Annotated in this window: 25 protein-coding genes and 1 tRNA gene; 3 read left to right on the top strand and 23 right to left on the bottom strand. The window is 64.2% G+C overall.

Going from position 1 to position 25,933, the window contains the following annotated elements; all coding sequences use genetic code 11:
• Position 1: 1 nt before the first annotated feature.
• From tig to PZ895_RS09640, 4 genes are all read right to left on the bottom strand, one after another.
• On the bottom strand, positions 2-1,483 hold the full coding sequence (gene tig, locus PZ895_RS09655) for a trigger factor (RefSeq protein WP_275838795.1): 1,482 nt from the start codon (positions 1,481-1,483) through the stop codon (positions 2-4).
• A 140-nt stretch (positions 1,484-1,623) separates the two neighbouring features.
• A tRNA-Leu gene (locus PZ895_RS09650) sits at positions 1,624-1,708 on the bottom strand.
• Between the two features lie 108 nt (positions 1,709-1,816).
• Entirely contained in the window at positions 1,817-2,389 is a 573-nt protein-coding gene (locus tag PZ895_RS09645) for a GDYXXLXY domain-containing protein (protein ID WP_275838794.1), read from the bottom strand.
• Positions 2,386-3,498 (bottom strand): DUF2157 domain-containing protein, encoded by a 1,113-nt coding sequence (locus tag PZ895_RS09640; protein ID WP_275838793.1) that lies wholly within the window; start codon positions 3,496-3,498, stop codon positions 2,386-2,388. The genes PZ895_RS09645 and PZ895_RS09640 overlap by 4 nt, the downstream gene beginning before the upstream one ends.
• A 225-nt stretch (positions 3,499-3,723) precedes the next feature.
• Here PZ895_RS09640 and PZ895_RS09635 point away from each other — a divergent pair, with 225 nt between their 5' ends.
• Positions 3,724-3,864 carry a DUF1127 domain-containing protein gene (locus tag PZ895_RS09635; protein WP_081718860.1) on the top strand — a complete coding sequence of 47 codons (141 nt, stop codon included), beginning with the start codon at positions 3,724-3,726 and terminating at the stop codon, positions 3,862-3,864.
• Between the two features lie 131 nt (positions 3,865-3,995).
• On the opposite strand, the gene PZ895_RS09630 is transcribed toward PZ895_RS09635, so the two are convergent.
• Positions 3,996-4,589: a hypothetical protein gene (locus tag PZ895_RS09630; RefSeq protein WP_275838792.1), complete on the bottom strand. Its 594-nt coding sequence runs from the start codon at positions 4,587-4,589 to the stop codon at positions 3,996-3,998.
• An 89-nt stretch (positions 4,590-4,678) separates the two neighbouring features.
• Between PZ895_RS09630 and trmFO the strand changes: the two genes are divergently transcribed.
• A complete protein-coding gene (trmFO, locus tag PZ895_RS09625; RefSeq protein WP_275838791.1) occupies positions 4,679-6,088 on the top strand; it encodes a methylenetetrahydrofolate--tRNA-(uracil(54)-C(5))-methyltransferase (FADH(2)-oxidizing) TrmFO in 1,410 nt (469 codons plus the stop codon).
• On the opposite strand, the gene PZ895_RS09620 is transcribed toward trmFO, so the two are convergent.
• The 6 genes from PZ895_RS09620 to yajC all read right to left on the bottom strand — a co-directional run bounded on the left by PZ895_RS09620 (position 6,089) and on the right by yajC (position 11,787).
• Complete coding sequence (locus PZ895_RS09620) at positions 6,089-7,024, bottom strand: sterol desaturase family protein (protein WP_275838790.1); 936 nt, start codon at positions 7,022-7,024, stop codon at positions 6,089-6,091.
• Positions 7,017-7,472 carry a hypothetical protein gene (locus PZ895_RS09615; RefSeq protein WP_275838789.1) on the bottom strand — a complete coding sequence of 152 codons (456 nt, stop codon included), beginning with the start codon at positions 7,470-7,472 and terminating at the stop codon, positions 7,017-7,019. Before PZ895_RS09615 ends, PZ895_RS09620 begins: the two co-directional genes overlap by 8 nt.
• A 59-nt stretch (positions 7,473-7,531) precedes the next feature.
• On the bottom strand, positions 7,532-8,344 hold the full coding sequence (locus tag PZ895_RS09610) for a squalene/phytoene synthase family protein (protein ID WP_275838788.1): 813 nt from the start codon (positions 8,342-8,344) through the stop codon (positions 7,532-7,534).
• Positions 8,344-8,733, bottom strand: coding sequence for an Mth938-like domain-containing protein (locus PZ895_RS09605; protein ID WP_275838787.1), 390 nt, complete (start codon positions 8,731-8,733; stop codon positions 8,344-8,346). The genes PZ895_RS09610 and PZ895_RS09605 overlap by 1 nt, the downstream gene beginning before the upstream one ends.
• A 6-nt stretch (positions 8,734-8,739) precedes the next feature.
• A complete protein-coding gene (secDF, locus tag PZ895_RS09600; RefSeq protein WP_275838786.1) occupies positions 8,740-11,295 on the bottom strand; it encodes a protein translocase subunit SecDF in 2,556 nt (851 codons plus the stop codon).
• A gap of 153 nt (positions 11,296-11,448) precedes the next feature.
• The gene (yajC, locus tag PZ895_RS09595) at positions 11,449-11,787 is read right to left on the bottom strand and encodes a preprotein translocase subunit YajC (RefSeq protein ID WP_275838785.1); all 339 of its coding nucleotides are present in this window, start codon (positions 11,785-11,787) and stop codon (positions 11,449-11,451) included.
• 203 nt (positions 11,788-11,990) lie between these two features.
• Between yajC and PZ895_RS09590 the strand changes: the two genes are divergently transcribed.
• Positions 11,991-12,824 (top strand): ATP-binding protein, encoded by an 834-nt coding sequence (locus PZ895_RS09590; protein WP_275838928.1) that lies wholly within the window; start codon positions 11,991-11,993, stop codon positions 12,822-12,824.
• A gap of 149 nt (positions 12,825-12,973) precedes the next feature.
• Here PZ895_RS09590 and PZ895_RS09585 read toward each other — a convergent pair whose 3' ends face one another.
• The 12 genes from PZ895_RS09585 to PZ895_RS09530 form a co-directional block, all read right to left on the bottom strand.
• Complete coding sequence (locus tag PZ895_RS09585; protein ID WP_275838784.1) at positions 12,974-14,269, bottom strand: M23 family metallopeptidase; 1,296 nt, start codon at positions 14,267-14,269, stop codon at positions 12,974-12,976.
• Positions 14,270-14,372: 103 nt separating this feature from the next.
• Positions 14,373-15,023: a protein-L-isoaspartate(D-aspartate) O-methyltransferase gene (locus PZ895_RS09580; RefSeq protein WP_275838783.1), complete on the bottom strand. Its 651-nt coding sequence runs from the start codon at positions 15,021-15,023 to the stop codon at positions 14,373-14,375.
• Positions 15,020-15,781 carry a 5'/3'-nucleotidase SurE gene (gene surE, locus PZ895_RS09575; RefSeq protein ID WP_275838782.1) on the bottom strand — a complete coding sequence of 254 codons (762 nt, stop codon included), beginning with the start codon at positions 15,779-15,781 and terminating at the stop codon, positions 15,020-15,022. The genes PZ895_RS09580 and surE overlap by 4 nt, the downstream gene beginning before the upstream one ends.
• Before the next feature lie 12 nt (positions 15,782-15,793).
• A complete protein-coding gene (gene serS, locus PZ895_RS09570) occupies positions 15,794-17,098 on the bottom strand; it encodes a serine--tRNA ligase (RefSeq protein ID WP_275838781.1) in 1,305 nt (434 codons plus the stop codon).
• A gap of 66 nt (positions 17,099-17,164) precedes the next feature.
• Positions 17,165-17,992: a twin-arginine translocase subunit TatC gene (gene tatC / locus PZ895_RS09565; protein ID WP_275838780.1), complete on the bottom strand. Its 828-nt coding sequence runs from the start codon at positions 17,990-17,992 to the stop codon at positions 17,165-17,167.
• On the bottom strand, positions 17,989-18,585 hold the full coding sequence (gene tatB / locus PZ895_RS09560) for a Sec-independent protein translocase protein TatB (protein WP_345803523.1): 597 nt from the start codon (positions 18,583-18,585) through the stop codon (positions 17,989-17,991). Before tatB ends, tatC begins: the two co-directional genes overlap by 4 nt.
• A 35-nt stretch (positions 18,586-18,620) precedes the next feature.
• Complete coding sequence (locus tag PZ895_RS09555) at positions 18,621-18,848, bottom strand: twin-arginine translocase TatA/TatE family subunit (protein WP_024585633.1); 228 nt, start codon at positions 18,846-18,848, stop codon at positions 18,621-18,623.
• A 36-nt stretch (positions 18,849-18,884) separates the two neighbouring features.
• Positions 18,885-19,994 carry an ABC transporter ATP-binding protein gene (locus PZ895_RS09550; RefSeq protein WP_275838779.1) on the bottom strand — a complete coding sequence of 370 codons (1,110 nt, stop codon included), beginning with the start codon at positions 19,992-19,994 and terminating at the stop codon, positions 18,885-18,887.
• 35 nt (positions 19,995-20,029) lie between these two features.
• Entirely contained in the window at positions 20,030-20,746 is a 717-nt protein-coding gene (gene scpB, locus PZ895_RS09545; protein ID WP_275838778.1) for an SMC-Scp complex subunit ScpB, read from the bottom strand.
• 1 nt (position 20,747) lies between these two features.
• On the bottom strand, positions 20,748-21,515 hold the full coding sequence (locus tag PZ895_RS09540; protein ID WP_275838926.1) for a ScpA family protein: 768 nt from the start codon (positions 21,513-21,515) through the stop codon (positions 20,748-20,750).
• Positions 21,516-21,565: 50 nt separating this feature from the next.
• On the bottom strand, positions 21,566-22,585 hold the full coding sequence (gene nagZ, locus PZ895_RS09535; protein WP_275838777.1) for a beta-N-acetylhexosaminidase: 1,020 nt from the start codon (positions 22,583-22,585) through the stop codon (positions 21,566-21,568).
• A gap of 81 nt (positions 22,586-22,666) precedes the next feature.
• Positions 22,667-25,843, bottom strand: coding sequence for an SPOR domain-containing protein (locus PZ895_RS09530; RefSeq protein WP_275838776.1), 3,177 nt, complete (start codon positions 25,841-25,843; stop codon positions 22,667-22,669).
• Positions 25,844-25,933 lie beyond the last annotated feature (90 nt).

Genomic DNA, 25,933 nt, shown 5'->3' with positions numbered 1-25,933 from the left:
GCTATTCGGCGTCCTTGTCCTTGGCGGCGGCCTTCTTCTTGGCAGGCGCCTTCTTTTCGGACTTGTCCGCCTTGTCGTCGGCGTCGGCTTTCTTCTCGGCAGCCTTCTTCTTCGGCGCAGTCTTCTTGTCGCCTGCCGCTTCGTCCTCGTCCTCGGCCAGAAGTTCCTCGCGCGTCACCTTGACGTCGGTCACCTTCACTTCATTCAGGAGGTGGTCGACGACCTTCTCCTCGAAGAGCGGGGCGCGGATATTGGCAAGCGCGGCCGGATTGTTGCGGTAGAAGTCGTAGACTTCCTGCTGCTGGTGCTGCGGCACGCGGCGGATCTGCTCGAAGAGCGCGCGCTGCAACTCGTCGTCGGAAACCTGCACGTTCGCCTTCTCGCCGATCTCGGCAAGGACGAGGCCGAGGCGCACGCGGCGCTCGGCAAGGCGCTGGTACTCGGCGCGTGCCTCGTCTTCCGTCGTCTCTTCGTCCTCGAAGGAACGGCCGGCCTGTTCGAGATCGCGGGTGACCTGCGTCCAGATATTGTTGAACTCGGCTTCGACCAGCTTGGACGGGGCTTCGAACTTGTATTCGGCGTCAAGCGCGTCGAGGAGCTGGCGCTTGGCCTTCTGGCGGGTCAGGGCGCCGAACTGGGTCTCGATCTGGCCCTTGATGATCTCGCGCAGCTTCTCGGCCGATTCGAGGCCGAGCTGCTGGGCGACTTCGTCGGTGACTTCGAGATCGCCCGGCTTGGCGACTTCCTTGACGGTGACGTCGAAGGTCGCTTCCTTGCCGGCAAGGTTCTGTGCGCCGTAATCGGCCGGGAAGGTCACGTTGATCGTCTTCTCGTCGCCGGCCTTCAGGCCCACGACCTGGTCCTCGAAGCCGGGGATGAACTGGTTGGAGCCGAGCACCAGGTTGGCGTCTTCGGCCGAACCGCCATCGAATGCCTCGCCGTCGATCTTGCCGACGAAATCGATCGTGACGCGGTCGCCTTCGGCGGCCTTGCCCTTCTTGGTCTCGTAGGTGCGCGCGGATTCGGCGACCTTCTTGACCTGCTCCTCGATCTCTTCTTCCGGCACGTCATAGACCTGGCGGGTGATCTTGATGCCCGAGAGGTCTCTGGCCTCGATCGCCGGGATGACCTCGTAGTCGATAGAGAATTCGAAGTCCTGGCCGCCGGAGAGGATCTTCTCGGCTTCCTTCTCGTCCTCGGTCATGGTGACCTCGGGCTGCATCGCAGCCTTCTCGCCGCGTTCGGCGAGAATGTTGCGCGGCGAGGAGGAGATGATCTCGTTGACGACTTCGGCCATGAAGGAGCGGCCGTACATCTTGCGCAGGTGCTGGACCGGAACCTTGCCGGGACGGAACCCGTTGAGGCGCACCTTGCCCTTGGCGTCGGACAGCCGCTCCATGAGCTTGGCTTCCATGTCCTTGGCCGGCACGGACACCTTGATCTGGCGCTTGAGCCCGGAATTGAGCGTTTCGGTAACCTGCATCTTACAACCTTTGCTATCGCGCTGCTGTCGCGACGGCGCGCCGCCCAGCCTGCTGGAATTCGTGTGTCTCGAGCGTCTGATCCCATTTCGATCCGGTGCGGCTCGGGCCGACGCTCACCTTCATTTCTCCGGGTGTCCGTTGGTGCGGGTGGAGGGACTTGAACCCCCACGCTTTTCAGCGCTTGGACCTAAACCAAGTGCGTCTGCCAATTCCGCCACACCCGCTTCACGAGCAGTCAGCCCTTGAAATCGGGTGGTTCTATATCACCGGCTCATCATCGATCAAAGGAAAATTGCCCTGAAAACGGGCTTTTTTCTGGTCGCTTCGGATAGCTAGAAGAGCGGTTCGCGATAGATGGCACGCCCGTCATGAAGAAGCGCTTTGATCTGGGCCGAGCCGTCTTCGTCGATGGCCGCCACGATCTCGAAGCGATCCTGCCGCATGGCCTCCTCGATAGCCCTGCCCTCGCCCTCCGGCACGTAGTAGCGCTCGATGCCATATGTGACCTGCACTGATTCACCGGCACCCGGTTCGCGGGCAACGATGCCACGCAGGTCGATATGGTTGTCGAGCCGTGCTTCTGGCAGAGGTTCGTCCAGCGCAGCGCTAACAGGCTCGAACGAATTGTCCTCTCCGCGCGCCAGCCGCACGTAGAGCCAGCGTCCCTTCAACTCGTCTTCGGTCGCACCGACGATCAACGACCGCTCGATGCGCGATATCGGATAGCCGAGCACCACATAGTCGCCGCGCAGGAGGTCGCGCGGGTCGACCGGCTCGACGGCGAGGCGGATTTCGGTTCCGCTCCGCAGGATGCCGGCGCGGCCGAGGATCATCGAGCCGAGAAAGCCGATCTGGACGGCTGCAAGGCCAAGGGCGAAGACGAGGATCCGCGCGGGATGATTCATGGCGCTGCGCTTTCCTTGGCCTCCGGCGCAACCCGGCGTTCGAAGCGCGTCACGAGCCGGGCGAAGATCGCGAGCGCTATTGCGGCGAGCGTCAGGAAGCCGAACGTACCGAGCATAGTGCCGACCGTCTGGATGTAGATGAAGACCAGTTCGGCCGCGAAGGCCGCATAGACCAATCGCCTGACGCCGCTGCTTTCCTTGCCGCCGAGAAGAAGCGCGGCCGTCAGCCCCGCGATCATCAGGCTCGCAACCACGACCAGCCCGCTGCCCTGATGCCATTCGACATGAAGAAGGACGCCGGCCAGGAGGAAATGTTGAAGCATTGCCAGTTCGAGGCCGAAATGCGGTGCCAGGTTCGCCGCGTCTTTCCACTCCATCCGGGTTGCGGCGACGAAGCCGAGCGCGGCAAGCGCCATGGTGGCGATCGGCACGACGACACCCCAGGCGACGAACAGCGCGGTGATGTAGACGCCGAAAGCCAGAAGCGCCAGGTCGCGCGCCATGGCGACGCGGGTATGGAGGGAGACGGCCCAGCCGGCGGCAAGCATCAAGGGGAAGAGATGGGCGGAGATCGGCAGGCTCGCTTCGACCCAGCCCCGATCTCCGAGGCTAGCGACAAGCCAGACGACGGCGAGCAGGATCGAGGCCATCGTCAGCGCGCGGGACCGCAGTGCAATCGCCGAGACGATTGCCGACAGCCACCAGACGAGATGGAGCCCGCTTTCGCTTCCCGACAAATGGTACATCTGGCTTACAAGCGCCATGCCGGACGCGAAAGCCGCCGAGCCGATCAGCCACAACGCGTCGGCGAGATAACGCCTGCCCAAGATCGAGGCCCACGCGCCGAGGCCGTTCGCGGCGAGAATGATGGTCGCGATCAGCCCGACGCGGGCAAGGCGCGGCATTGTTTCCCAGTTGGCCGCGATGAAGATCAGGAGCGCTGCCGAAAAAAGCAGCGCCGACATCACGATCAGCACACCCGAGACGGCGAATCCGCCGCCTTGCTTCCCGATATCGTCGCGAAGACGGGCGGCGGTTTCGCAATCGATCAGGCCGCGCCGTTCCCATTTGTGGATTTCGCGCTGCACAAGGCGATGCCGTCGCGCCATGCCGGATTCCCTTCAAACCCCTTCAATCGCAGGCGGAATACGCTTCACGATTGCGCCCGAATCGAGGCACCTGCCTGCTTTCGACACAGCTCCTAATGGACGTTAATGGTGCAATGCACAAAACGCATCCCAGACATGCAGAAACTGCACTTCAAATAAGCAGATGTCGGGATTATCTGCACGTCATACCGCAAGAACAACAGCCAACCTGAAACGAGAACGACCATGAACCTGATCCGCAACTACCGCAACTGGCGCCGTTACCGCGACACCGTCAACGAACTGAGCCGCCTGTCGACCCGCGAACTCAACGACCTCGGCATTGCCCGCGGCGACATTCCGTTCGTCGCCCGTAAGGCCGTCTAACAAGACATAGATTCCGCTCGCCCCGTCTCCTCCCCGGGGTTCGAGCGCGATAGACCGGCGGCCATCCTCCTCCCGATCGTCGGTCGACATCAGCGGCGCTCCCGGCTCCTCCCCCGGTGAGCGCCGTTTTCTCATCTGCGCCCCATCGCGCCGCGCCCCAGCCATTCCTCCAGTCGCATGACGTCCGGCGGCCCGCCAGCCGGCTCGTACCAGCTATCCACGGCCCAGCGCTGTCCGCTTCCGTCACGGATGACGGCGGTCGCGTGGAAATAACGCCCGTCGAAGATGACGCCGCGCGTCACGTTCGTCCGCACCTCATGATGCTTCAGCAATCCGTGCGATGAGAGATAGCGCAGGAAGGTGCGGGTGTTGGTGGATTCGTCGATGCAGTCCATCTGGCCGTGCTGGCCGGTCTGCGACAGGTCGGATTTTGGCTTGTCCGCGACGCCGAGCCGCGCGGTCGTCGCATTCTCGAAGACCTGTACCGCCTTGCGGATCGCCTCGCGCTCGGCCGCGTCATTCGATGTTCCGACGAAGAGCGCGCGCAAGCGCCGTTCCTCGTCGGCTGAGAAGGTCAGCGCCGTCTGGTTGCGGCAGTCGAAGCCGTGGCAGACCGTCAACCGACCACTCGAGACGTCCGCGATGTCGTCATTGTAGTTGGAGGATACGGAGGTGCAGCCGCCTGCAATTCCTGCCAGTGCAATCAGAGAGACGAATCGCGCCATCCAAGCCATTGGCCTTCGTAGCATCCGCGGCACGCATCGCAATCGAGCTTTGATTTGCAATGGCGCGCGCTGTGGATTATCTCGCCGCCATGAGCACACAACCCGTACATGTCGTCGGCGGCGGTCTTGCCGGTTCCGAAGCCTCGTGGCAACTCGCCGAAGCTGGCGTTCCCGTCATCCTGCACGAGATGCGCCCCGTTCGGGGCACCGACGCGCACAAGACGCAAGGGCTTGCCGAACTCGTCTGTTCGAACTCGTTCCGCTCGGACGACGCCGAGACCAACGCGGTCGGGCTGCTCCATGCCGAGATGCGGCTCGCCAACTCGCTGATCATGTCCTGCGGCGACGCCAACCAGGTACCGGCCGGCGGCGCGCTCGCGGTCGACCGCGACGGATTTTCCGACGCCGTGACCGCGAAGCTCGAGGCTCATCCCCTCGTCACCATCGTGCGCGAGGAGGTCGAGGGCCTTCCGCCGGCCGAATGGGACAAGACGATCATCGCGACCGGCCCTCTCACCGCTCCGTCGCTCGCTGCCGCGATCGCCGAGGCGACGGGCGCCGATGCGCTCGCCTTCTTCGACGCCATCGCGCCGATCGTCCATTTCGATTCCATCGATCTCGACACCGCCTGGTTCCAGTCGCGTTACGACAAGGTCGGCCCCGGCGGCACAGGCAAGGACTACATCAACTGCCCGATGGACAAGGATCAGTACCTCGCCTTCGTCGAGGCGCTGATCGACGGCGGCAAGACCGAGTTCAAGGAATGGGAGGGCACGCCCTATTTCGACGGCTGCCTGCCGATCGAGATCATGGCCGAGCGCGGGGTCGAGACGCTGCGGCACGGCCCGATGAAGCCGATGGGCCTGACCAACGCGCACAATCCCGAGGTCAAGGCATATGCCGTCGTCCAGCTTCGCCAGGACAATGCGCTCGGCACGCTCTACAACATGGTCGGCTTCCAGACGAAGCTGAAATATGCCGAGCAGACGCGCATCTTCAAGATGATTCCCGGGCTGGAGAATGCAGAGTTCGCGCGCCTCGGCGGCCTTCACCGCAATACCTACCTCAATTCGCCGACACTGCTCGACGGGTCGCTGCAACTGAAGTCGCGGCCGGGGCTGCGCTTTGCCGGCCAGATCACCGGTTGCGAGGGCTATGTCGAGAGCGCCGCCATCGGCCTTCTGGCCGGCCGTTTCGCCGCTGCCGAACGCCTCGGCCGGCCGTTGCCGTTGCCGCCCGTCACGACCGCCTTCGGCGCGCTGCTCAATCACATCACCGGCGGCCACATCGTCAGCGACGAGGAGCCGGGCAAGCGCTCGTTCCAGCCGATGAACGTCAATTTCGGCCTCTTCCCACAGATCGAGGCGCCGAAATCGGAAGGCAAGCGCCTGCGCGGCAAGGAAAAGACCAACGCCAGGCGCCGCGCGATCACCGCGCGGGCACTCGTCGATGCGCGCGAATGGCTCGGCATCGCACCTGCGCGCGAAGCTGCCGAATAGCTATCCGGCGGGCGGCAGGCCCGGCTTGCCCGCCTCGCCTGGATGGCGCCTCACATAGGCGGCCTTGATCGTCTCAGACGTGTCGCGCGAGCCGTCATGGCTCCAGCCGGGCGGCTGGAACAGATAGTTCAGCCGCTCCCGAACCGTCAGCCCGGGCTGCGCGGCATCCTTGAACATGCCGACCCATTCGTGGAACGCCACCTTCACCGGATTGTAGGTGCCGATGTTCCTGACGATCCCGTAGCGCGGCGCGTCCTCCGGCAGTTCCTCGACGAAAGTCCCGAACATCCGGTCCCAGATGATCAGCGTCCCGGCATAGTTGGCGTCGAGATAGCGCGGGTTGGTCGCGTGGTGGACGCGGTGGTGCGATGGCGTGTTCATGACGAACTCGATCGGCCGCCACATCTTGCCGACCGTCTCGGTGTGAATCCAGAACTGCCAGACGAGGTTGAAGCCGAAGACGAAGGCGATCACCGCCGGGTGGAAGCCGAGCAGAACCAGCGGCACTTGCAGCACGAACATGCCGGTGAAAAGCCCGGTCCAGCTTTGCCGCAGCGCCGTCGACAGATTGTAGTGCTGGCTCGAATGATGGTTGACGTGCTCTGCCCAGACCCAGCGCACCCGATGGGCGATGCGGTGATAGACATAGTAGCGCAGATCGTCGAGCAGGAAGGCGGCGAGGAACACCCACCAGCCGAGGCCGAGATCGAACAGCCGGAACTGCCATACCCACAACAGCGCGGTGAAGGAGACGATGCCGAGCAGGATGCCGGCGACCACGTTGCCGGTGCCCATGAGCAGGCTCGTCAGCGTGTCGCGGGTGGAAAAGTCGCCCTTGGCCCTGCCCGTGCGCACCAGCCACAATTCGATCAGCATGGCGAGGACGAAGAACGGGATCGCAAGCTGCGTCACCGAGGGAAACTGATACTCAGCCATGCCGGACGGACCCGATGTGATGGCGCGGCGCGTCAAGCGCAGCCTTTGGAAACCAACCGGCGACTTCGGCCGCGGTCGCCGTGTCGTCGAACAGATACTGCCCGCCTCTCCAGGTGAAATCCCGCGGCGAGACGCTGATGGTCGCATGGTTCGCGGCGACCGACGCGGCAAGGTCGGCCGGGCCGATCTCGCGCGTCAGGAAATGCTGGCCGAACACCTGAACGAAGCCGACGCGGTCGGGCGATGCCAGGCGAAGAAAGGCTGCATCGCGTCCCTGCGTCAGCCGCCCGTCGAGCACTTCGGTTTCCGGGTAGTCGCCGCGATAGGCGGCGATCGCGTCGAAGACGGTCTCGAACCGGCCCGGCCGGCTGCCGCCCGTATAATGGACGGCGAGCACCACGACCGCGATGCCGACGACGACGATCGAGGCGAGCAGGATAAGGTTCATGTCTGGACCTCCTCCCGATCCGGATTGCCCTGAAAGTCTAGGCAGCATTGACGTTTGCGTCAACGCGCCGGCCATCCTCCGACAGCCATCCGCAACATCTGCCATTGCCGCCGGAGCGGCCCCGTCGATGCCCTGCCCGAACCGATGGAAACAAGGGCTGGAGCGAGATGGATGAGGGCGGTCCGCTGCTTTTGGGGAAGCCTCGAAACGGCGCCGAGAAACGCGGCGCGATGCTCGCGGGCGATTGCCCGGAAGCCTTCCAGTGCCGCCTGCGACGCTTCCTCATGTCCGGCTTGCCCGAACTGCGCCCGCTCGAGCCCGAGGGCAGCCAGCAGATCTCCCGGCAAAAAGGGTTGCAGCCTTGCCGGCTCGCCTTGCCACCGCAAGGCGCGTGCCATCGTCTGGATGCATCCGCCATGGCCACAGGCATCGGCCGCGCGCGCTGCCTCGGTCCTGTCGAGGATCATCACGGCAAGCTGAATCATGATCCCGCTCGTCTCGCCGCAATAGGCTTCGAGATCGCCCCGTGTCGGAAAGCCGTCGTCGTAAAGGTCGAACAACCTCGCCTCCAGATAGGCCGAAAAGGCGCTCTTTGGCAGGTCGTGAACGCGAATGACCGCAACGAGGGCATCCGCGAGGGGATTGCCCGTTGCGCTCTCGTCTTCGGCGTCGATGCGATCCTGCCACCAGCGAATGCGAATCTCGCCGGCCATCGGCTCGCGCACCTTGCCGCGCAGCGAGGTGATCTCGGTATCGAATGCCGCCAGCGCCAGTAGTTGCGCCCGTTTGTCGGCAGGGGCGAAGAGGCTGGCGAAGAACCGGTCCGGATCGTTTCGGCGAACGAAGTCGCGGACGAAGGCCGCACTGTCCATCAGTCGACCGCGATCAAGGCAGCGGCGACGGCACGTTCCTCGGCAAGCAGCACGTTGAATGTTCGCACGGCTGCGCCGGTCGACATCGGATCGGCGGAAATACCTGCCGCGCGAAGGCTTTGGCGAAGCGTTGCCGGCAACGGTTTCAGATCGGGTCCCATGCCGACGAGCAGGATTTCGATGGCATCGCTTTCGGCAAGCAGGGGCTCGAAATCAGCGATCGTCAGCGCGCCGGGGTCCGTTGGCTGCCAGCCATGGATGCCCGACGGCAGGCACAGGATCGAGCCGCGATGCGACATGTCGGCAAATCGAAACCCGCCATTGCCATAGGCGTCGATCGGCGCACGGCCGGGAAAATGGGCATCCCGTATGATCAGGCCGTGCGCCATCCGGTGTCAGGCCTGGCTTGGCTGGACCGGCGGGGCGTCGGCTGCTTCGTCCTTCTCGACCTTCGCCGGACGAAGGTTGAACAGGATCAGCAGCGGTCCCGCAACGAACACCGAGGAATAAGTGCCGATCAGAATGCCGATGATCATGGCGATGGTGAACGATGCGATGACCTCGCCGCCGAAGAGATAGAGGGCAAACAGGGCAAGCAACGTCGTCACGCCGGTCAGGATCGTGCGCGACAGGGTCTGGTTCAGCGACAGATCGAGAATGTCGGCGATGGGCATCTTCTTGAAACGCCGCAGATTTTCCCGCACACGGTCGTAGACGACGACCGTATCGTTGATCGAATAGCCGACGACGGTCAGCACGGCGGCGATACTCGTCAGGTTGAATTCGAGCCCCAGCAGCACGTAGAAGCCGATCAGCATGATCACGTCATGCAGCGTCGAGACGATGGCCCCGACGGCGAACTGCCATTCGAAGCGCAGCCAGATATAGACCAGCATTGCCAGCATCGCGACGATCACCGCGATCGTGCCATTGCGTGCAAGTTCGCTCGAGATGGTCGGGCCGACGATCTCGACTCGGCGGAACTCGTAATCCGCTTCGAGAACGCTTCGAACCTGCTGGACGGCGGCCTGCTCGGCGGTGTCACTCTGGGCGTCCTGCGTGCCGATGCGGATCAGAAGCTCGTTGGGGCTGCCGAATTCCTGCACCTGGACCTCGCCGAGGTCCAGGGCGGTCAGTCGTCCGCGAACGTCGCCGGCATCGGCCGGCCCTTCGCGTGATTGCACCTCGATAGCCGAACCGCCTCGGAAATCGATGCCGTAATTCATGTTCACGGTGAAGAACAGGGCAATGGCGGCGACAGTGAGCGCCCCCGAAATCGCAAAGCCCCAATTGCGGAACTTCATGAAGGGGACTTTGGTGTCGCTGGGAATGTATCCCACCGCGCCCGCCGGCATTTCGGTCGGGCGCTGCCGGCGCAGCCACCAGGCGATGAGCCAGCGCGTCAGCGTGTAGGCGGTGAAGACGGTGGTGATGATGCCGATCGCGAGCGTGACGGCAAAGCCGCGCACCGGGCCGGAGCCGAGGAAGAACAGGATCGACGCCGCGATGAAGGTTGTCAGATTGGCGTCGATGACGGTGGACAGCGCACGCTGGAAGCCCGAATCGAGCGATTGGACGAGGGAGCGTCCCTGCCGGCGCTCTTCACGCACGCGTTCGAAGATGATGACGTTCGAATCGACCGCCATACCCATGGTCAGCACGATGCCGGCAATGCCCGGCAACGTCAGCGTGGCGCCGAGCGTTGAAAGGATCGCGACGATCATGGCGAGATTGGCGATCAATGCGATATTCGCAATGATGCCGAGCTTGCCATAGGCGACGATCATGAAGGCCAGGACGAGAAAGCCCGCGAGAAGCGAGGCGATCTGGCCGGCCTCGATCGAATCCTGGCCGAGGCTCGGACCGACGGTGCGCTCCTCGATGATCGTCAGATCGGCCGGCAGCGCGCCGGCGCGCAGCAGGACGGCAAGATCGTTTGCGCCCTGCACGGTGAAGTTGCCCGAAATCTGACCCGAGCCGCCGAGGATCGGCTCGTTAATGCGCGGCGCCGAGATCACCTCCCCGTCAAGGATGATGGCGAAGGGACGGCCGACATTCTGCTGCGTCGCCTGGCCGAATCGCGTCGCACCCTGATTGTCGAAGCGGAAGGAGACGACGGGCTCGTTCGTCCGCTGGTCGAACGTCGCCTGTGCATCGACGAGGTTTTCACCCGACACGATGACGCGATTTTCGATCAGGTAGGGAATACGCGGCTCGTCGGTCGAATAAAGGACGCGGGTGCCCGCGGGCGGGCGCCCTTCAATCGCGTCTTCCACCGAATTGGTCTGGTCGACCATCTGGAAGGTGAGCTGCGCCGTCTGGCCGAGGATCTCCTTCAGCCGTTCAGGGTCCTGAAGGCCCGGCACCTGCACGAGTATGCGGTCCTCGCCCTGACGCTGAATGATCGGCTCAGTCGTGCCGAGTTCGTTCACGCGCCGCCCAACAACTTCGATGGACTGGTTGAGTGCGGAATTGAGTCTGTAGGCGACGCCCTCATTGCTGAGCGAGAGCCGGAAGAGGCCAGGCTCCGTCTCGGCCAGTTCGACTTCCGTGACCACCCCGGTGCCGAAAAGACCCGACGATACGGGCTCGGCGAGTGTCTGGAGCGCCGTGCGAGCAGCCTCGATCTGCGCTTCGTCGCGCACGCGCACTTGAACGGTGCTGCCGCTTTCGGTCAGGCCCGTATAGCCGATGCCTGCATTGCGAAGTGATGTGCGTACGTCGTCGCGAACGACCTCGAGGCGATCATCGGCCAGCCCCTGCCGATCGATCTGAAGCAGCATGTGCGAGCCGCCTTGAAGATCGAGGCCGAGCGTCATCTGGCGCTTGGGCAGCCAGTCCGGCAATGCCGAGAGCGTCGACTGCGAAGCCATGTTCGGCAGAGCGAAGATGACGCCGAACAGCACCACGAGCCAGATCGAGATCGTTTTCCAGCGGGCAAAATAAAGCATTGGGCCTCGTAGGGCGGTTTTGCGACGGGGCTTGGCCGCCCCGCGCCACACATTATCGGCTTATCGGTTCAATCGAAGCAAATCCGGCGCGATCCGGCCAGGGCGTTGCGCGGCGCTCCGGGACCATCGGTTCTCGATGGCCCCCAATTGCGACTACTTCTTGGCATTCTGGTTGGCGACGGGTTCACCCTTGACGCGCACATCCGCGATCATCGAGCGAAGAGACGTGACCTTGAGACCGTTGCCGAGATCGATTTCGAGTTCATTGTCGTCGATCACCTTGGTGACCTTGCCGATCAGGCCGCCGCCGGTGACGACCGTATCGCCGCGGCGAATGGCGGAGAGCATTTCCGTACGCTTCTTCAACTGGGTCCGCTGCGGGCGGATGATCAGAAAATACATGATCACGAAGATCAGGAGGAAGGGAAGAATGCTGACGAAAATGTCGGGGGCGCCGCCGGCTGCCTGCGCATATGCGGGGGTCACGAACATCGTTTGCTCCTGGTGAAAATACGCGAAGGGACCGCATGGCGCGGTCCCGTGAAATCGGCGCGAATATAGTCGCTAAGGCCATCAATGCAACTCTTGTTGCCGCCCGTTACACCGCTTTGCGCTCGCGTGCCTGCGTGATAGAGCCGCAGCATCGCAAAAGCCTAAGGAAGAGCAAGTTGGATCGTCCTGACGTCGCCCGCCTGATGACGCAACTCGACCGCGTCGCCGAAGCCCTCGAACGCATGGGGCCGCGCCAGGTCGCCGTGCCCGCGTTCGACGCAGCCGGTTGCTTCGTGTGGAACGCCGAGGAACTCGCTCTCGATCCTGTCGCGAAGGTCAGCCGCGTCGACATCGGGCTGATCAAGGGCGTCGACCGCGTCCGCGACATCCTTCTGGAAAACACGCAACGCTTCGCGGCGGGCCATGCAGCCAACAACGTCCTCCTGTGGGGCGCGCGCGGCATGGGCAAGTCCTCGCTCGTCAAGGCCGCTCACGCCGAAGCCGCAGCGCGTGAGCCCGGCCTGAAACTGATCGAGATCCACCGCGAGGACATTGGCACCCTGCCCCGGCTGCTCGGCCTCCTGAAGGACACGCCCTACCGCTTCATCCTGTTTTGCGACGACCTCTCCTTCGACCACGACGATACCTCCTACAAATCGCTCAAGGCCGCGCTCGAAGGGGGCGTCGAGGGCCGGCCGGACAATGTCGTCTTCTACGCGACGTCGAATCGTCGCCACCTCCTGCCCCGAGACATGATCGACAATGAGCGGTCGACCGCCATCAATCCGTCCGAAGCGGTGGAAGAGAAGGTGTCGCTGTCCGACCGCTTCGGCCTCTGGCTCGGCTTCCACAAATGCTCGCAGGACGACTATCTGGCGATGATCGACGGATACGCCGCGCATTTCGTGCTGGACGTGCCGCGGGAGGAGCTTCACCGGGACGCGCTCGAATGGGCGACGACGCGCGGCGCGCGCTCGGGCCGCGTGGCGTGGCAGTTCACGCAGGACCTGGCGGGCCGGCTGGGCCGCAGCCTTTGACGCGCAATGCAGATTGCCCGCCCCGCAAGCGGGACGGGCAGACGCGATCCTGGACTGGAGACTAAACAGGCAGCGTCGAACGCCGGCCGCTCCGTGCGGCGAGGCGTCTGTACCTCGCACCGCACAAATGTGGCCAAATCATTGCCCGGCTATTCCAGATAGGCTGCCGGGTTGACGGGCGCGGAGTCCTTGCGGACCTCGAAGCGCAACTTAGGCGCCTGCGCATTGCCGCTCATGCCGGATGTCGCGATCTGCTGACCGCGCGTCACTTTCTCGCCGCGCGCCACCTTCAGGTCGCTGGCATGGCCGTAGACGGTCACGAGCCCATCGTCATGGCGGACCAGAACCGTGTTGCCGAACTCCTTGAGACCGTCTCCGGCATAGATCACGACGCCGTTTTCGGCAGCCATTACCGGCGTGCCGCTCGGGACGGAGATATCGATGCCGTCGCCGCTCTGCGCGGAACCGAAATTCGAGATGACGCGGCCGCGGACCGGCCAGCGCATCTTGCCGACGCCGGTCGAGCCGGGCGCGACGGCCGCGCCGTCCTTGACGGCGGATTCGACCGATTGCGCCGGAGCGTAGGCGACCGCCTGCGGTTGCGCGGTTTCGGCCGGCTTTTGCGGGGCAACCGTTCCGCTGGTGACGACCGGATCGGGCTTGGGCGCGGCGCTCGCCACCTGCGTCGTCGCCTGGCCTGAGCCGCCAGGAATCGTGAGCGTCTGTCCGATGCGGATCAGTCCGCTGTCGAGATTGTTCGCACGTTTGATCGCGTCGGCCGATACGCCGGTGCGGCGCGAGATCGCCGAAAGCGTGTCACCGGAGACGACCGTGTAGCTCGTTCCGCCCGAGGCCCCAGGGGCGGGAGCCGTCTGCGGCTGCTGCGCCTGACCGGCATCGCCCACCTTCGGGGTCTGCGGCAACACCGCGACCTGCGTCTGGCTGGGCTGCTGCGGCTGGGGCTGCGAAGGCGATGGCGATGGCAGCGCGTTCGACGTCGGCTGAATGGGCGCCGGCTGGTTGACTTGCGGGGCGGCCGCCATCTGGCTACCCGAGGGCGGCGCAAGCGTCGAACGGCCCACCGGCGAGGCGGCGACGCCCTGGTTCGCGTAGACCGGCTGCTGCTGGTAGACCGGTTGCTGCTGTGCCTGATAGACGAGCTGACCGCCGCCGACGGTCGCCGCCGGGACCGGAGCGCCGCGCGTGCCATTGCGGGCGACGGAGCCGGTGTAGGTCTGGTCGACGCCGGCAACCTGCCTGACGTCTCCCGGATAAGGCTGGGAAACCGGCGCGACCGCAGCCGTGCTGTTCGAAGATCCGGTGAAGAGTGAATCCTGGAAGCGCTGGACGTTCGAGCTGCAGCCGGCAGCCAGACCGCCAACCACCGCGATTGCGGCGCTGCGCAGGAGAATCCGTCGCGTCTGATGAGAAAGGCCGAAGCACATGGCAGAACCCGCAATTACCCGATACCGATTGATCTGGATTAAAGCGCGTTAATCTTACTGCACGGTTAAATTCGGCGGCATAATCGTGGCATTTCAGCGGAAATCAGATGACGGACGCCAGTCCCCTGACGATCGGCTGGAATCGGACACGGCCGATATCCTCGCGCTCGAAGCGGCTGCCGACCTTGGTCAGCCGTGCAAGCGCCTGCTCGTCCTCGGCTGGACCGATCGCGGCGATCATGATGCCGTTGCTCGAGAGCTGGTCGACGAAATGGCGCGGCATGGCGTCGAAGGCGCACCAGGCGATGATGCGGTCGAACGGACCTTCGGCACTGATGCCCGAAAGTCCGTCCGCATGGCGCACGACGACGTTCTGGAGCGCCAGGGTCTCGATCCGGCCCTGCGCCAGTTCGGCGAGCGTCCTGTAGCGTTCCAGCGAAAGTACCCTGCCCGCGATGCGGCCGAGGATCGCCGCCGTATAGCCCGAACCGGTGCCGATTTCGCAGACGCGCTGGCCGGGCTGGACATTAAGCGCCGCCAGGCACTGCGCCTGAAGGTCGATGCCCTCGATCGCCTCGCCGCATTCGATCGGAACATGGCGTTTCGACCAGGCGTCGGCCTGCCACTGGTTCGGAACGAAACCCTGCCGGGGCGTCGCCTCGATCGCGGCGATCAGTTCGCGGCCGGTGATTCCCAGCGCGCGGGCGCGCAGGAGAAATGCGGCAAAGCCTTCGCGCTCGACCTGGTCCGTCATGACGCGAGCGCCTTTGCAAGCTGATCCTTGATCTCGTTGGCGGTCAGGTCGAGATGGAGCGGGGTGATCGAGATGTAATTGTCCCGCAAGGCGGCCAGGTCGGTGCCTTCGCGAATTTCGGAAGGCTCGCGGCCGAATCGCAGCCAGTAATAGGGGAAGCCGCGCCCGTCCTTGCGCTTGTCGAGCCAGAGGCCGTGGACACGCTTGCCCTGTCCGGTGACGCGCGTGCCCTTGACCTCGCCGGCAGGACAGTTCGGGAAATTGATATTGAGGAAGATATCGGCCGGAATGGCGGCGTCGAGCATTTTCGTCAGGACCGCAGGCGCGTGTCTTTCGGCCGTTTCCCAGTGCAGGGTGCGGCCTTCCTCGGTCACGTTGTAGCCCTGGCTGAGCGCGATGGAGGCAATGCCGAGCAACGTTCCCTCCATTGCGCCCGCGACCGTGCCCGAATAGGTCACGTCGTCGGCGACGTTGGAGCCGGAATTGACGCCGGAAAGAATGAGGTCCGGCGGTTCGGGCAGGATTTCGCGCACGCCCATGATGACGCAGTCGGTCGGCGTGCCGCGCACGGCGAAATGCCGGTCGGAAATCTTGCGCATCCGCAGCGGCTCGGACAGGGACAGCGAATGGGCGAAGCCCGACTGGTCGGTCTCCGGCGCCACCACCCAGACATCGTCGGAGAGTTGCCGGGCAATCCGCTCCAGAACCTTCAAGCCTTCGGCGTGGATGCCGTCGTCATTGGTGAGCAGAATGCGCAAGGCTAGTCTCCCTTATCTGGTGCCGATCTTTTCCAGCCCGCCCATATAGGGCCGCAAGGCTTGCGGGACTGTGACGCTGCCGTCCTCGTTCTGGTAATTTTCCATCACGGCGATCAATGCGCGGCCGACCGCGACGCCCGAGCCGTTCAGCGTATGGACGAAGCCGGTGCCCTTGCCGTCCGCGCGGCGATAGCGCGCGTTCATGCGCCGCGCCTGGAAATCGCCGCAAACCGAGCAGGACGAAATCTCGCGATAGGCGTTCTGGCCCGGCAGCCAGACCTCGATGTCGTAGGTCTTGCGCGCGCCGAAGCCCATGTCGCCGGTGCAAAGCGTCACGGTGCGGAACGGCAGGTCGAGGCGCTTGAGCACTTCCTCGGCGCAGCCCGTCATCCGTTCGTGCTCGGCGATCGAGTCCTCCGGCGCGGTGATCGAGACGAGTTCGACCTTGTAGAACTGATGCTGGCGCAACATGCCGCGCGTGTCGCGTCCGGCCGAACCCGCTTCCGAGCGGAAGCACGGCGTCAGCGCCGTCAGGCGCAGCGGGAGACGGTCGTTCGCGACGATCTCCTCGCGGACCATGTTGGTGAGCGAGACTTCGGCGGTGGGGATGAGGCCGAGCCTGCTCTCGCCATGTCTGGCGAAGAAAAGGTCTTCCTCGAATTTGGGAAGCTGGTTGGTCCCGAACAGCGCATCGTCCTTCACGAGCAACGGCACCTGCATTTCCGTATATCCGTGTTCGCCCGTGTGCAGGTCGAGCATGAACTGGCCGAGCGCGCGCTCCAGCCTCGCGATCTGCCCGGAGAGCACCGTAAAGCGCGAGCCCGAAAGCTTCGCCGCGCGCTCGAAATCCATCTCGCCGAGCGCTTCGCCGATTTCGAAATGCTCGCGCGTCCAGTTGGCCTTCGGCCTCGGATCGCCGATCCGCCGGACCTCGACATTGTCGTGCTCATCCTTTCCGAGGGGCACGTCGTCGAGCGGGATGTTGGGCAGGACGGCAAGCGCATCGCTCATCTGCCGGTCGAACTCGCGCTCGGTCGCCTCGCCGTTCTGGACGAAGATCTTGATGTCGGCCACCTCGGCCTTCAGGCGCTCGGCAAGCTCCATGTCGCCGGAGCGCATGGCGTTGCCGATTTCCTTCGACGCGGCATTGCGGCGTTCCTGCTTTTCCTGAAGCGCGACGAGATGGGCGCGGCGGGCCTCGTCATGGCCGATGATTTCCCCGACCTTGGCCGCGGCCTCTTCCTGCGACCAGCCGCGCTTCACGAGTGCTGCGGAAAGCGCTTCGGGCTTTTCGCGAATCCATTTGATGTCGAGCATTGGCAGAGCGTCCCGGTGCATTTCAGGGAATGGCCGCAACCGAACGACGAGGGGTCCGGCGAGCGCCTAGACCTTGGAGGACGCCTCTTCCGCCTTTTCGCGGGCGATGCGTTCCCGTTCGCGATTGCGTTCGATCCTGCGGGCAATCCAGATGGAGACCTCGTAGAGAAGGATCGTAGGCAGCGCAAGACCGATCTGACTGATCGGATCGGGCGGCGTGATGACGGCCGCGACGACGAAGGCGGCGACGATCATGTATTTGCGCTTGTCCGCCAGACCGGCCGCCGTGACCATGCCGACGCGCGTCATCAGCGTCGTCACCACGGGTAACTGGAAGACCAGCCCGAACGCGAAAATCAGCGTCATGATCAGGCTGAGATATTCCGAAACGCGCGGCAGAAGCGAGATCTGGATTTCCTGATCGGGGCCGACCTGCTGCATCGATAGGAAGAACCACATCACCATCGGCGTGAAGAAGAAATAGACCATCGCCGCGCCCATCAGGAACAGGATCGGCGATGCGATCAGGAACGGCAGGAAGGCGGCGCGTTCGTTCTTGTAGAGCCCCGGCGCGACGAACTTGTAGACCTGGTTGGCGATCAGCGGAAAGGCCAGAACCATGCCGCCGAACATGCCGAGCTTGATCTGGGTGAAGAAGAATTCCTGCGGCGCGGTGTAGATGAGGTCGACGCTTTTCGGGTCGAGACCGGCCCATTCGGTCGCCCACTGGAAGGGAATGACGAGCAGATTGAAGAGTTCGCGGGCGAAGAAGAAGCAGACCAGGAAGGCGACGAAGAAGCCGATCAGCGCACGGATAAGCCGCGAACGCAGTTCGATCAGATGGTCGAGCAGCGGCGCAGAGCTCGACTCGAGGTCGTCGTCATTGGTGGTCACTTGTCTGCCTTCGCCTTGGGCGTTCTGGTCTTGGTCGTCGCCGGCCTGGTCTTTGCGGCGACAGGCTTGGTCACCGCTTCCTTCGCGGGCGTGGCCGCCCCATTGCCCTTCGAAACCGATTTCGGCCCCACAACCCGTGCCGTCTTGATCGGGGCTTTCGTGGCCTCAGCGGCTGGTGCTGCCGGCGCCTTGGTCATTGCATCGGGCATCGCCGTCGCGCCTGCCTTTTGCGGGGCGGCGGGCTGCGGCGTGGAGGCCGGCTTTTCGGCGGAGATCGGCGTCGCCGGCTTCATTGCCTTGTCGAGGCCGGAGCGCACGTCCTTCGCCGCCTGCTCCATCGGGTTCAGCGCCTTCTTGATCTCCGAAGCCGGATTGAGCTTGCGCGCGTCATCGGCGAGCGACTTCAGGTCCTGGAGATCGGCTTCCTTGATCGCCTCGTCGAACTGCTTGCGGAAATCGCCCGCCATGGAGCGCACCGTCGACATGGTCTTGCCGAAGGAGCGCAACAGGCGCGGCAAATCCTTGGGGCCCACGACCACGATCAACACGATCGCGACGACGAGGATTTCGGACCAGCTAAGATCGATCATCATTCATGTCCGCGTCAGGCGTTGCGGCCTTCTCGCGATCAGGACGACGTCTTTCCGACCTTGTCCTTGCCGGTCGGCGCCATCGGCTCGTCGGCGCGATGATCGAGCGTCTTGGTGCCGACATCCTCATCGTCGGCCATGCCCTTCTTGAAGCTCTTGATGCCCTTGGCCATGTCGCCCATCAGCTCGGGAATCTTGCCCCGACCGAAGAGGAGAAGGACGACGACGAGCACGATGAGCCAGTGCCAGATCGAAAAGCTACCCATGATCACTCTCTTTCGAACAATTCGTTCGTTCTTGACTTAAGCGTTTTCGGAACGGCTTTCAAACACGAGAACATCAGACTTTCTGACGTTTAGCCAGACATCCCGGCTCGATCGGGCCAATGCGCCGCAGCGGATGCGTGCCCGCACATGACGCTCTGCCCCTTGAACCGCCAGTTCCAACAATTCCACCACCCCGAGGAAACGGCGTGATACCACCCGCGCCGGGATTTCGCCAACGCTTTCCGACACATCGAATGCCGAAAGGCGCGTCGCCACGGCGACGGCAACGCCATCCTGAAACCCGTTTGCGTCGAAAATACCGATCGGCGTCTCCACCCGACCGGACAACGCACGGCTTTCGAAAATATTCAGTTCCGAGAAGAAACCTGCAGCGAAAAGATTGACGGGCGCATCGAAGAGTTCCTCCGCGGTGCCGGTCTGGACGAGTTTGCCATCCTTCAAGAGCGCGATCCGGTCGCCCATCCGCATCGCTTCCTCCGCGTCATGGGTCACCACGACGGCCGTCGAACGGCTCTGCTGAAGGATTGCGAGGGTTTCGGCCCGAACCTGGTCCTTCAGGCGCGAATCGAGGCCCGAAAAGGGTTCATCCATCAAAAGGACGCCCGGACGCGGGGCGATCGCGCGGGCGAGTGCCACGCGCTGCTGTTCGCCGCCGGAAAGAACGTGCGGATAGGTGTCGGCATAGGCTTCGAGGCCGACGCGCTCGAGCGAGATCAGCGCCTCTCGCCGCGCCTCTTCACGCGACAGGGCGGTCAGGCCGAATTTGACGTTTTCGAGGATCGTCAGGTGCGGAAAGAGCGCGAAATCCTGAAAAACGAGCCCGACCGACCGTTTTTCGGGCGGGACGAAGACATTCGGGCCGGAGATCTCGCGATCGTTCAACAGGACCCGACCGCTCGTCTGCGTCTCGATCCCCGCCGCAATCCGCAGGAGCGTGGTCTTGCCGGAACCCGAAGGGCCGAGCAGGCAAAGCACTTCGCCGGGTTCTGCCGCCAGCGAGACATCCCGCAGGGTCTCGGCATGAGAATTGAAGGCGTGGGATACGTTCTCGAAGGCGAGTCGCGAGGCAAACGCCACGCCCGCCGTAACGCGTCCATCCTGCCTGCGTTCGAGCGTTTCAGCCACCGGACCTCCGACACCGCTTGTCGCGGTGTTTCGGGTCAATCATCCTCGATGCTGGGTGTCAACAGGCCGAGTTCCTCCAGGTCGATGTCGGTCAGCGGTTCCTCGTCCTCGCCATAGAGGCTCGGATCGGCAGGTGGCTGCGGAATTTGCAGATTTGCCGGCAGCCGCGCCGAAAGCAGCCCTGCCCCGCGCAATTCGTCCATGCCGGGAAGATCGCGGATTTCACCGAGGCCGAAATGGTCGAGGAAGGCTTCGCTCGTGCCGTAGGTGACCGGGCGACCGGGCGTCTTGCGGCGACCGCGCATCCGGACCCAACCGGTTTCCAGCAGCGTGTCGAGCGTTCCCTTGGCGGTCTCGACCCCGCGGATGTCCTCCATCTCCGCGCGGGTGACCGGCTGGTGATAGGCGATGATGGCCAGGACTTCGAGGGCGGCGCGGGAGAGCTTTTTCTGCTGCACCTCGTCGCGCGTCAGAAGGAAGGACAGGTCCGCTGCGGTGCGGAAGGCCCAGCCTTCCCCCACCCGGATCAGATTCACGCCGCGCGCCGAATAGAGCTTCTGGAGTTCCGTCAGGACGGTCGCGATGTCGATGTCATTTGGGAGCTTGTCCCTCAAATGACGGGCTGAAACCGGCTCTGACGAGGCGAAAATGAGCGCTTCGGCCATCCGAATGGCTTCAAAAAGCTCCGAATCGGGCGATTTCGAGCTCGTTTGTCCCGAGAATGAGATGATTTTTCCGGTGTTCTGGTCCATCTCAGGCGCTCTTCGACTTCAGATAGAGGGGTGCGAAGGCACCGTCCTGACGGACCTGGAACTGTCCTTCGCGGACGAGTTCGAGCGTCGCGGCGAACGAGCTCGCGATCGCGCTCGCACGTTCTTCGGCCGGAACGGCGTAGTCGATCAGGAAGCGGTCGAGGGCGGTCCACTCAGTGAAGCTTCCCATCAGGCGCGTCAGCAATTCGCGCGCGTCCTTCAGCGACCAGACACCGCGCTTGGCGATCCGCACGCGGGTCACCGCCGCGCGCTGGCGCTGGGAGGCGTAGGCCGTCAGAAGATCGTAAAGCGAGGCGGTATAGGTGCTTTCGCGGTGGATTGCGATCGGCTCAGGCATCCCGCGCGCGAAGATTTCGCGGCCGAGATGGTCGCGGTTCATCAACCGGCTTCCCGCCTCGCGCATGGCTTCGAGCCGGCGCAGACGAAATTGCAGCACGGCCGCCAGTTCGTCGCCGCTCTGGCCCTCGTCCGTCTTCTTGTGCGGAATCAGGAGTTTGGATTTCAGGAAAGCGAGCCAGGCGGCCATGACGAGATAGTCGGCGGCGAGTTCGATGCGCAGATGTCGCGCGCGCTCGATGAAGGTCAGATACTGTTCGGCAAGGGCGAGGACCGATATACGGGCGAGATCGACCTTCTGGCCACGGGCGAGGTGCAGCAGCAGGTCGAGCGGGCCTTCGAAGCCGTCGACGTCGACGACGAGCGCCGGATCGGATGCGGCGCGACCGCTCTCGTCCCAGAATTCCTCCAGGGGGAGCGTCGTCGCAGCTTTCGGCGTCTCCTTGGCCAATCCTCGTCCTTCTAAGCCGCCGGCGCGAGCAGATCCTCGAATTCGCGGCGCAGTGCAATCCCGTCCTCGTCGCCCCCATTGGCGATGGCAGCCATGGCGCGCGCGGCCCGTTCCCTGGCCGATCCCGACAGGAGGGGCGCCGCCGAGGCGACCGCAGCCATCTCCTCCATCACGCCATTGCAGTGAAGGACCACGTCGCAGCCTGCGGCAAGCGAAGAGCGCGTGCGGCTGGCGAAATCCCCAGAAAGCGCCTTCATCGACAGGTCGTCGCTCATCAAGAGACCATCGAAGCCGATCTCGCCGCGAATGAAATCGCGAATCGCGCGGGGCGACGTCGTTGCCGGGTTTTCTGCGTCGATGGCGGTGTAGACGACATGGGCCGTCATGGCGGCCGGCGCATCCTTCAGCGCCTTGAAGGGCAAGAAGTCGTGCCTGCGCAACTCGTCCAGCGTTGCGTCTACGACCGGCAGCGCGTGGTGGCTGTCGGAGAAGGCGCGGCCGTGGCCGGGAATGTGCTTGATGACGGGCATCACGCCGCCGGCCAGAAGCCCGTCCGCCGCCGCCTTGCCGAGGACCGCGACGGCTTGCGGGTCGCGGGCATAGGCGCGGTCGCCGATGACATCATGTGCGCCATCGATCGGTACGTCGAGGACGGGAAGGCAGTCAGCGTTGATGCCGTACTGCATCAGATCGAGCGCGTGGAGGCGCGACATCAACCATGACGCGCGGATGCCGGCTTGCGGGTCGGACTCATGGATGCGGCCGAGAATGTTCGCCGGTGGATAGTGGCCGGCGAGCGGCGGGCGCAGGCGCTGGACCCGGCCGCCTTCCTGATCGATGAAGACCGCCGCGTCCGGGCGGCCGACGCAATCGCGCATTTCGGCGACGAGATCGCGGATCTGCTCCGGTTCGGAAAGGTTGCGCGCGAAGAGAATGAAGGCCCAGGGCGCCTCGCCCCTGAAGAAGTCACGCTCATGCGGCGACAGAACAGTGCCCGAGGCACCCACAATGAGAGCTTTCGAATCGGTCATGTCCCAACCATGGCATGGCGTTTTCGGCCGTCAATCGGCCCTTGAAGCAAAAGGCCGGGCGATCGGCCCGGCCTTGGGTGTCTACCGCGAGACGAAGCAGTTGCCGCCGGCGCTCTTGAAGCTTTCGCAAAGGCGGATGGCCTCGTCGCGCGTCGCGGCGGGAATTCGGACCCGATAGAACGTGCCCATGCCGTCGATGTCGGCGCGCACGATGTTGACGCCCTTGCCTTCGAGCACCGAGCCATAGCGGCGAGCGAGATCCTGATAGGCGCTCTGCGCGCCTTCGGCGGTCGGCTGGGAGGCGATCTGCATCGACCATTCGCCGACGGCCGGCGCTGCGGACGCGCTCTGCGCCACGGGCGTCTGAGTTGCAGGCGCGGCAGCGGCGACCTGAACGGGCGCCGGCTGGGCGGCTGGCGCTGCCGATGCCTGCGGTCGCGAAGGGACGACGCCGACCGTATCCGGCATGACGGGGTCGTCGGCGAGGACTTCGCCCCGCGGCATGACCGTGCCGATCGGCTGCGCATCCTGGACCAACGGAACGGCCGTTCCCTGCCCGGCGGTTGCGGCAATCGCCGTCGCCTCGAGTTCTTCACGGGTGGCGGCGGCAGGCACCTCATCGCGGGGAACAAGCGTGCCGTCCGGGCGCACGACCATGGTGCGGACGCGGCGCGGCGCGACCGCGATGCCATCCTCCTCGATAATGTCCTCGACGCTGCCGAGACGCTCGTTGCTCTTGACCGAAGCGAGCATGTTCGTCGCCTCGGCCTCGTCGAGCATCGGAATTTCTTCCATGCCGACAAGCGGAAAATCGTTCATCGGTTCGGACGGTGTGACGGCCGCGCGGACATCCATCGGCTCCTCGGCCGAGGTGATGAGTTGTTCCTGGCCGCCGCCAGGCACACCCGTTGCGCCGGTCGCACGCTGGTATGCCTGGCTGTTCTGGTTGGGAACAGTGGCGCCACCGCGATTTTCGGGCCGTACGCGAACCGGCTCGGAATCGGCCCGGACAACGACAGGCAGACCACTGCCCGCCGGCCCACCGGCCATGAAGTATCCGAGGCCGCCGACGATCGCGACGGCGACTACGCCACCGAGGATGAAGTATTTACGGCGCAGCCCGTCCTTCGGCGCAGGCTGCTGAACCTCGAATTCGGCATCCGGGTCGTCGTCGAAATCGACATCGCCGAACTCGCCTGTGCCGGGGACCGCATTCTGCTCTGGCGCGTAAGCATATTCCCCGTCGACAAAATAACCCTGGAGCGGCATCTGCTCCGGCGTCGCGGAGGAGACCGAGGCAGCAGGCTGGGTAGCTGTGTCGTCTTCCGTCGCAAGGCTGCCGAAGGCCACATCGAGCTCCGCTTCGAGATCGTCGGGCGAAAAGAGCGGCGCGACTTCCTCAGGTTCGGACAGTTCGGGAATTTCAAGATCGTCGACGAGCGCGACCGGCTGCTCCTCGACATCGACGGTTTCGATCTCCGGCGCGACGGGACGGTTGGCGCGTGCCATGCCGAAGAGCGGCGTCGCCGGCTGCGGAGCGTCCGCCTGGCGCGGGATGCTCGACCGCTCGCCGCCACCGAACCGCGCCATTGCCGCCGGCGCGAGAGCGGCCAGCATCGCCAGTGGACCGGTTTTCCTGGCGACGACCGGCTCTTCGGTCGGCCTCCCCGCATGAGTTGTGACGGGCACTTCCTCGAAGGCGTCCGCCGTCTCATCGGGTTCGAAGGAAGCGGAATCGGCTTCATCCTGCCAGTCGTCAGCGTCCAAATCGCTCAGATCGAAAGTGTCAGGCTCCACGTCCTGCAATTCCGGTTCGTCAAATTCGAGATCGAGCGCCAGGTCGATTTCCGCTGCGTCGAAAGCGGAGGGCTGTTCCCATTTTGCGGGCTCGTCGGCGACGGCATGAACCGGCGCTGCTTCATCTCCCAGAAGCGCGCTCAACTCGTCTTCAAGGCTCAGCGGCTGCGGATCGGGCGCGACAGGCGCCCGTGCGGCGCCCGCAACCGGCTGCTCTACCGGCGGCACGGAAGCCGGAGCAGGCTCGACCGCCCGCGGCGTTTCCGGCTTGGCATCTGTCCCCAGCCAGTTTTCGATGTCGTTCAAAATGTCGTCGTCATCGGCGATATCGCGTCGCAATTGCGGCTCGAATGGCGACGAACGTTCAGGTTCGACATGAGACGATACCGGCTCGACCGGGCCTTCCGGCTGAAGGTCGAGAGGCTTCCATGCGAGATCCGGCCGCGCATCGTGTGCAGTTTCCGGTGCCAATGCATATTCGGACTGCCGTTCATGGTCTGCGGCGGGACCGGCTTGCAGAACGTCGTCATGGCCGAATGACGGAGCCGCGTCTGCCGCTTCGACATTGCCGGACGGTTCGGCGTCGCCCTGCGACCAGCCTCGCTCGGCAAGTGACGCCGGATCGAGCGCGCCTTCTTCGGTGCGCCATTCAACGGCGTCACCGGCGATCGGCGCGCCTGCCCGATCTTCATCCTCTTCGGCGATTTCCAGTTCCGCGTCGAATGCGAAATCGATGTCGTCGTCGGAAACTGTCCCGCCATCGGTTTCGGCGGGCCTGAGATTCAGCGGCGCCGACTCCAGAACCGGATCGCGTTCCTCGTTCAGGTCATCAAACGAAATCGGGTCGGCGACAAGCTGCGGCTCAGCGGCGATTTCAGGCTCCAGATCGCCGGCAATGTCGAAATCGGCGAAGACCTGGTCGAATTCGTCGCCGGCAGGCTCGTCGATGGCGGCCGGGCTCCGGGCGTCCGGCTCGTCCGCCAGTTCGGGAACAGCCGCGAAAAGCGCATGGGAGCGCGCGTCGAAATCCTCGGGAAGCACCGTATCGTCTTCCTCATCGACGATATCTGAGGGCTCGTCGATGCCGTCCGCCGTGGACAGTGGCAAATGCGGCCCTTCATCGGTCATGTCGATTTCGAACGCCATGTCGAGATCGTCGAGCATCGCTTCATCGACAGGCTCATCGCCTTCGAGATGCGGTTCGGCTTCGGTGCCCGTCGCTTCGGCTTCAGGCTCGCGCGACCAATGATCCGCAACGGTTCCAGCCGACGAAGCCTGGTCCGGCTCGTCGAAATCGCCGAGCAGTTCGCGCTCCAGGTCGATGTCGAAGCTTTCATTGGCCGAAAAGGAAGCTTCCTGCGTCGCCGGGCGCGGCGCATCGGCCATGCGCATCAATTCGGCAAAGGGATCATTGTCCAGGAAGCCGGACTCGTCGGGGCGCTTGAAAGGATTGTCTGCCATGCTTTTTCCCGCACTCGCACTCGGTCGGACGCCGGCGACGTCTCAAGGGGTCTTGGCCGCTACCAAGGCAATGTGGGCAAAAGGTGACAC

Origin of the sequence: Mesorhizobium sp. YIM 152430 (assembly GCF_029210365.1) — a bacterium.
Lineage (GTDB): Bacteria > Pseudomonadota > Alphaproteobacteria > Rhizobiales > Rhizobiaceae > Aliihoeflea.
This window is presented reverse-complemented; position numbering and strand designations above follow the sequence as displayed.

Excerpts from the sequence above, each read along its gene's own strand:
- yajC (WP_275838785.1), bottom strand. The coding sequence starts at position 11,787 with ATGTTCGTGACCCCCGCATATGCGCAGGCAGCCGGCGGCGCCCCCGAC.
- PZ895_RS09615 (WP_275838789.1), bottom strand. The coding sequence starts at position 7,472 with ATGAACCTTATCCTGCTCGCCTCGATCGTCGTCGTCGGCATCGCGGTC.
- PZ895_RS09620 (WP_275838790.1), bottom strand. The coding sequence starts at position 7,024 with ATGGCTGAGTATCAGTTTCCCTCGGTGACGCAGCTTGCGATCCCGTTC.
- serS (WP_275838781.1), bottom strand. The coding sequence starts at position 17,098 with ATGCTCGACATCAAATGGATTCGCGAAAAGCCCGAAGCGCTTTCCGCA.
- PZ895_RS09605 (WP_275838787.1), bottom strand. The coding sequence starts at position 8,733 with ATGGCGCACGGCCTGATCATACGGGATGCCCATTTTCCCGGCCGTGCG.
- PZ895_RS09590 (WP_275838928.1), top strand. The coding sequence starts at position 11,991 with ATGACGCAACTCGACCGCGTCGCCGAAGCCCTCGAACGCATGGGGCCG.
- nagZ (WP_275838777.1), bottom strand. The coding sequence starts at position 22,585 with ATGACCGATTCGAAAGCTCTCATTGTGGGTGCCTCGGGCACTGTTCTG.
- PZ895_RS09640 (WP_275838793.1), bottom strand. The coding sequence starts at position 3,498 with ATGGCGCGACGGCATCGCCTTGTGCAGCGCGAAATCCACAAATGGGAA.
- secDF (WP_275838786.1), bottom strand. The coding sequence starts at position 11,295 with ATGCTTTATTTTGCCCGCTGGAAAACGATCTCGATCTGGCTCGTGGTG.
- PZ895_RS09555 (WP_024585633.1), bottom strand. The coding sequence starts at position 18,848 with ATGGGTAGCTTTTCGATCTGGCACTGGCTCATCGTGCTCGTCGTCGTC.
- tig (WP_275838795.1), bottom strand. The coding sequence starts at position 1,483 with ATGCAGGTTACCGAAACGCTCAATTCCGGGCTCAAGCGCCAGATCAAG.
- PZ895_RS09645 (WP_275838794.1), bottom strand. The coding sequence starts at position 2,389 with ATGAATCATCCCGCGCGGATCCTCGTCTTCGCCCTTGGCCTTGCAGCC.
- PZ895_RS09630 (WP_275838792.1), bottom strand. The coding sequence starts at position 4,589 with ATGGCGCGATTCGTCTCTCTGATTGCACTGGCAGGAATTGCAGGCGGC.
- tatB (WP_345803523.1), bottom strand. The coding sequence starts at position 18,585 with ATGATGATCGATCTTAGCTGGTCCGAAATCCTCGTCGTCGCGATCGTG.
- scpB (WP_275838778.1), bottom strand. The coding sequence starts at position 20,746 with ATGGACCAGAACACCGGAAAAATCATCTCATTCTCGGGACAAACGAGC.
- trmFO (WP_275838791.1), top strand. The coding sequence starts at position 4,679 with ATGAGCACACAACCCGTACATGTCGTCGGCGGCGGTCTTGCCGGTTCC.
- PZ895_RS09635 (WP_081718860.1), top strand. The coding sequence starts at position 3,724 with ATGAACCTGATCCGCAACTACCGCAACTGGCGCCGTTACCGCGACACC.
- PZ895_RS09580 (WP_275838783.1), bottom strand. The coding sequence starts at position 15,023 with ATGACGGACCAGGTCGAGCGCGAAGGCTTTGCCGCATTTCTCCTGCGC.
- PZ895_RS09530 (WP_275838776.1), bottom strand. The coding sequence starts at position 25,843 with ATGGCAGACAATCCTTTCAAGCGCCCCGACGAGTCCGGCTTCCTGGAC.
- PZ895_RS09585 (WP_275838784.1), bottom strand. The coding sequence starts at position 14,269 with ATGTGCTTCGGCCTTTCTCATCAGACGCGACGGATTCTCCTGCGCAGC.
- PZ895_RS09610 (WP_275838788.1), bottom strand. The coding sequence starts at position 8,344 with ATGGACAGTGCGGCCTTCGTCCGCGACTTCGTTCGCCGAAACGATCCG.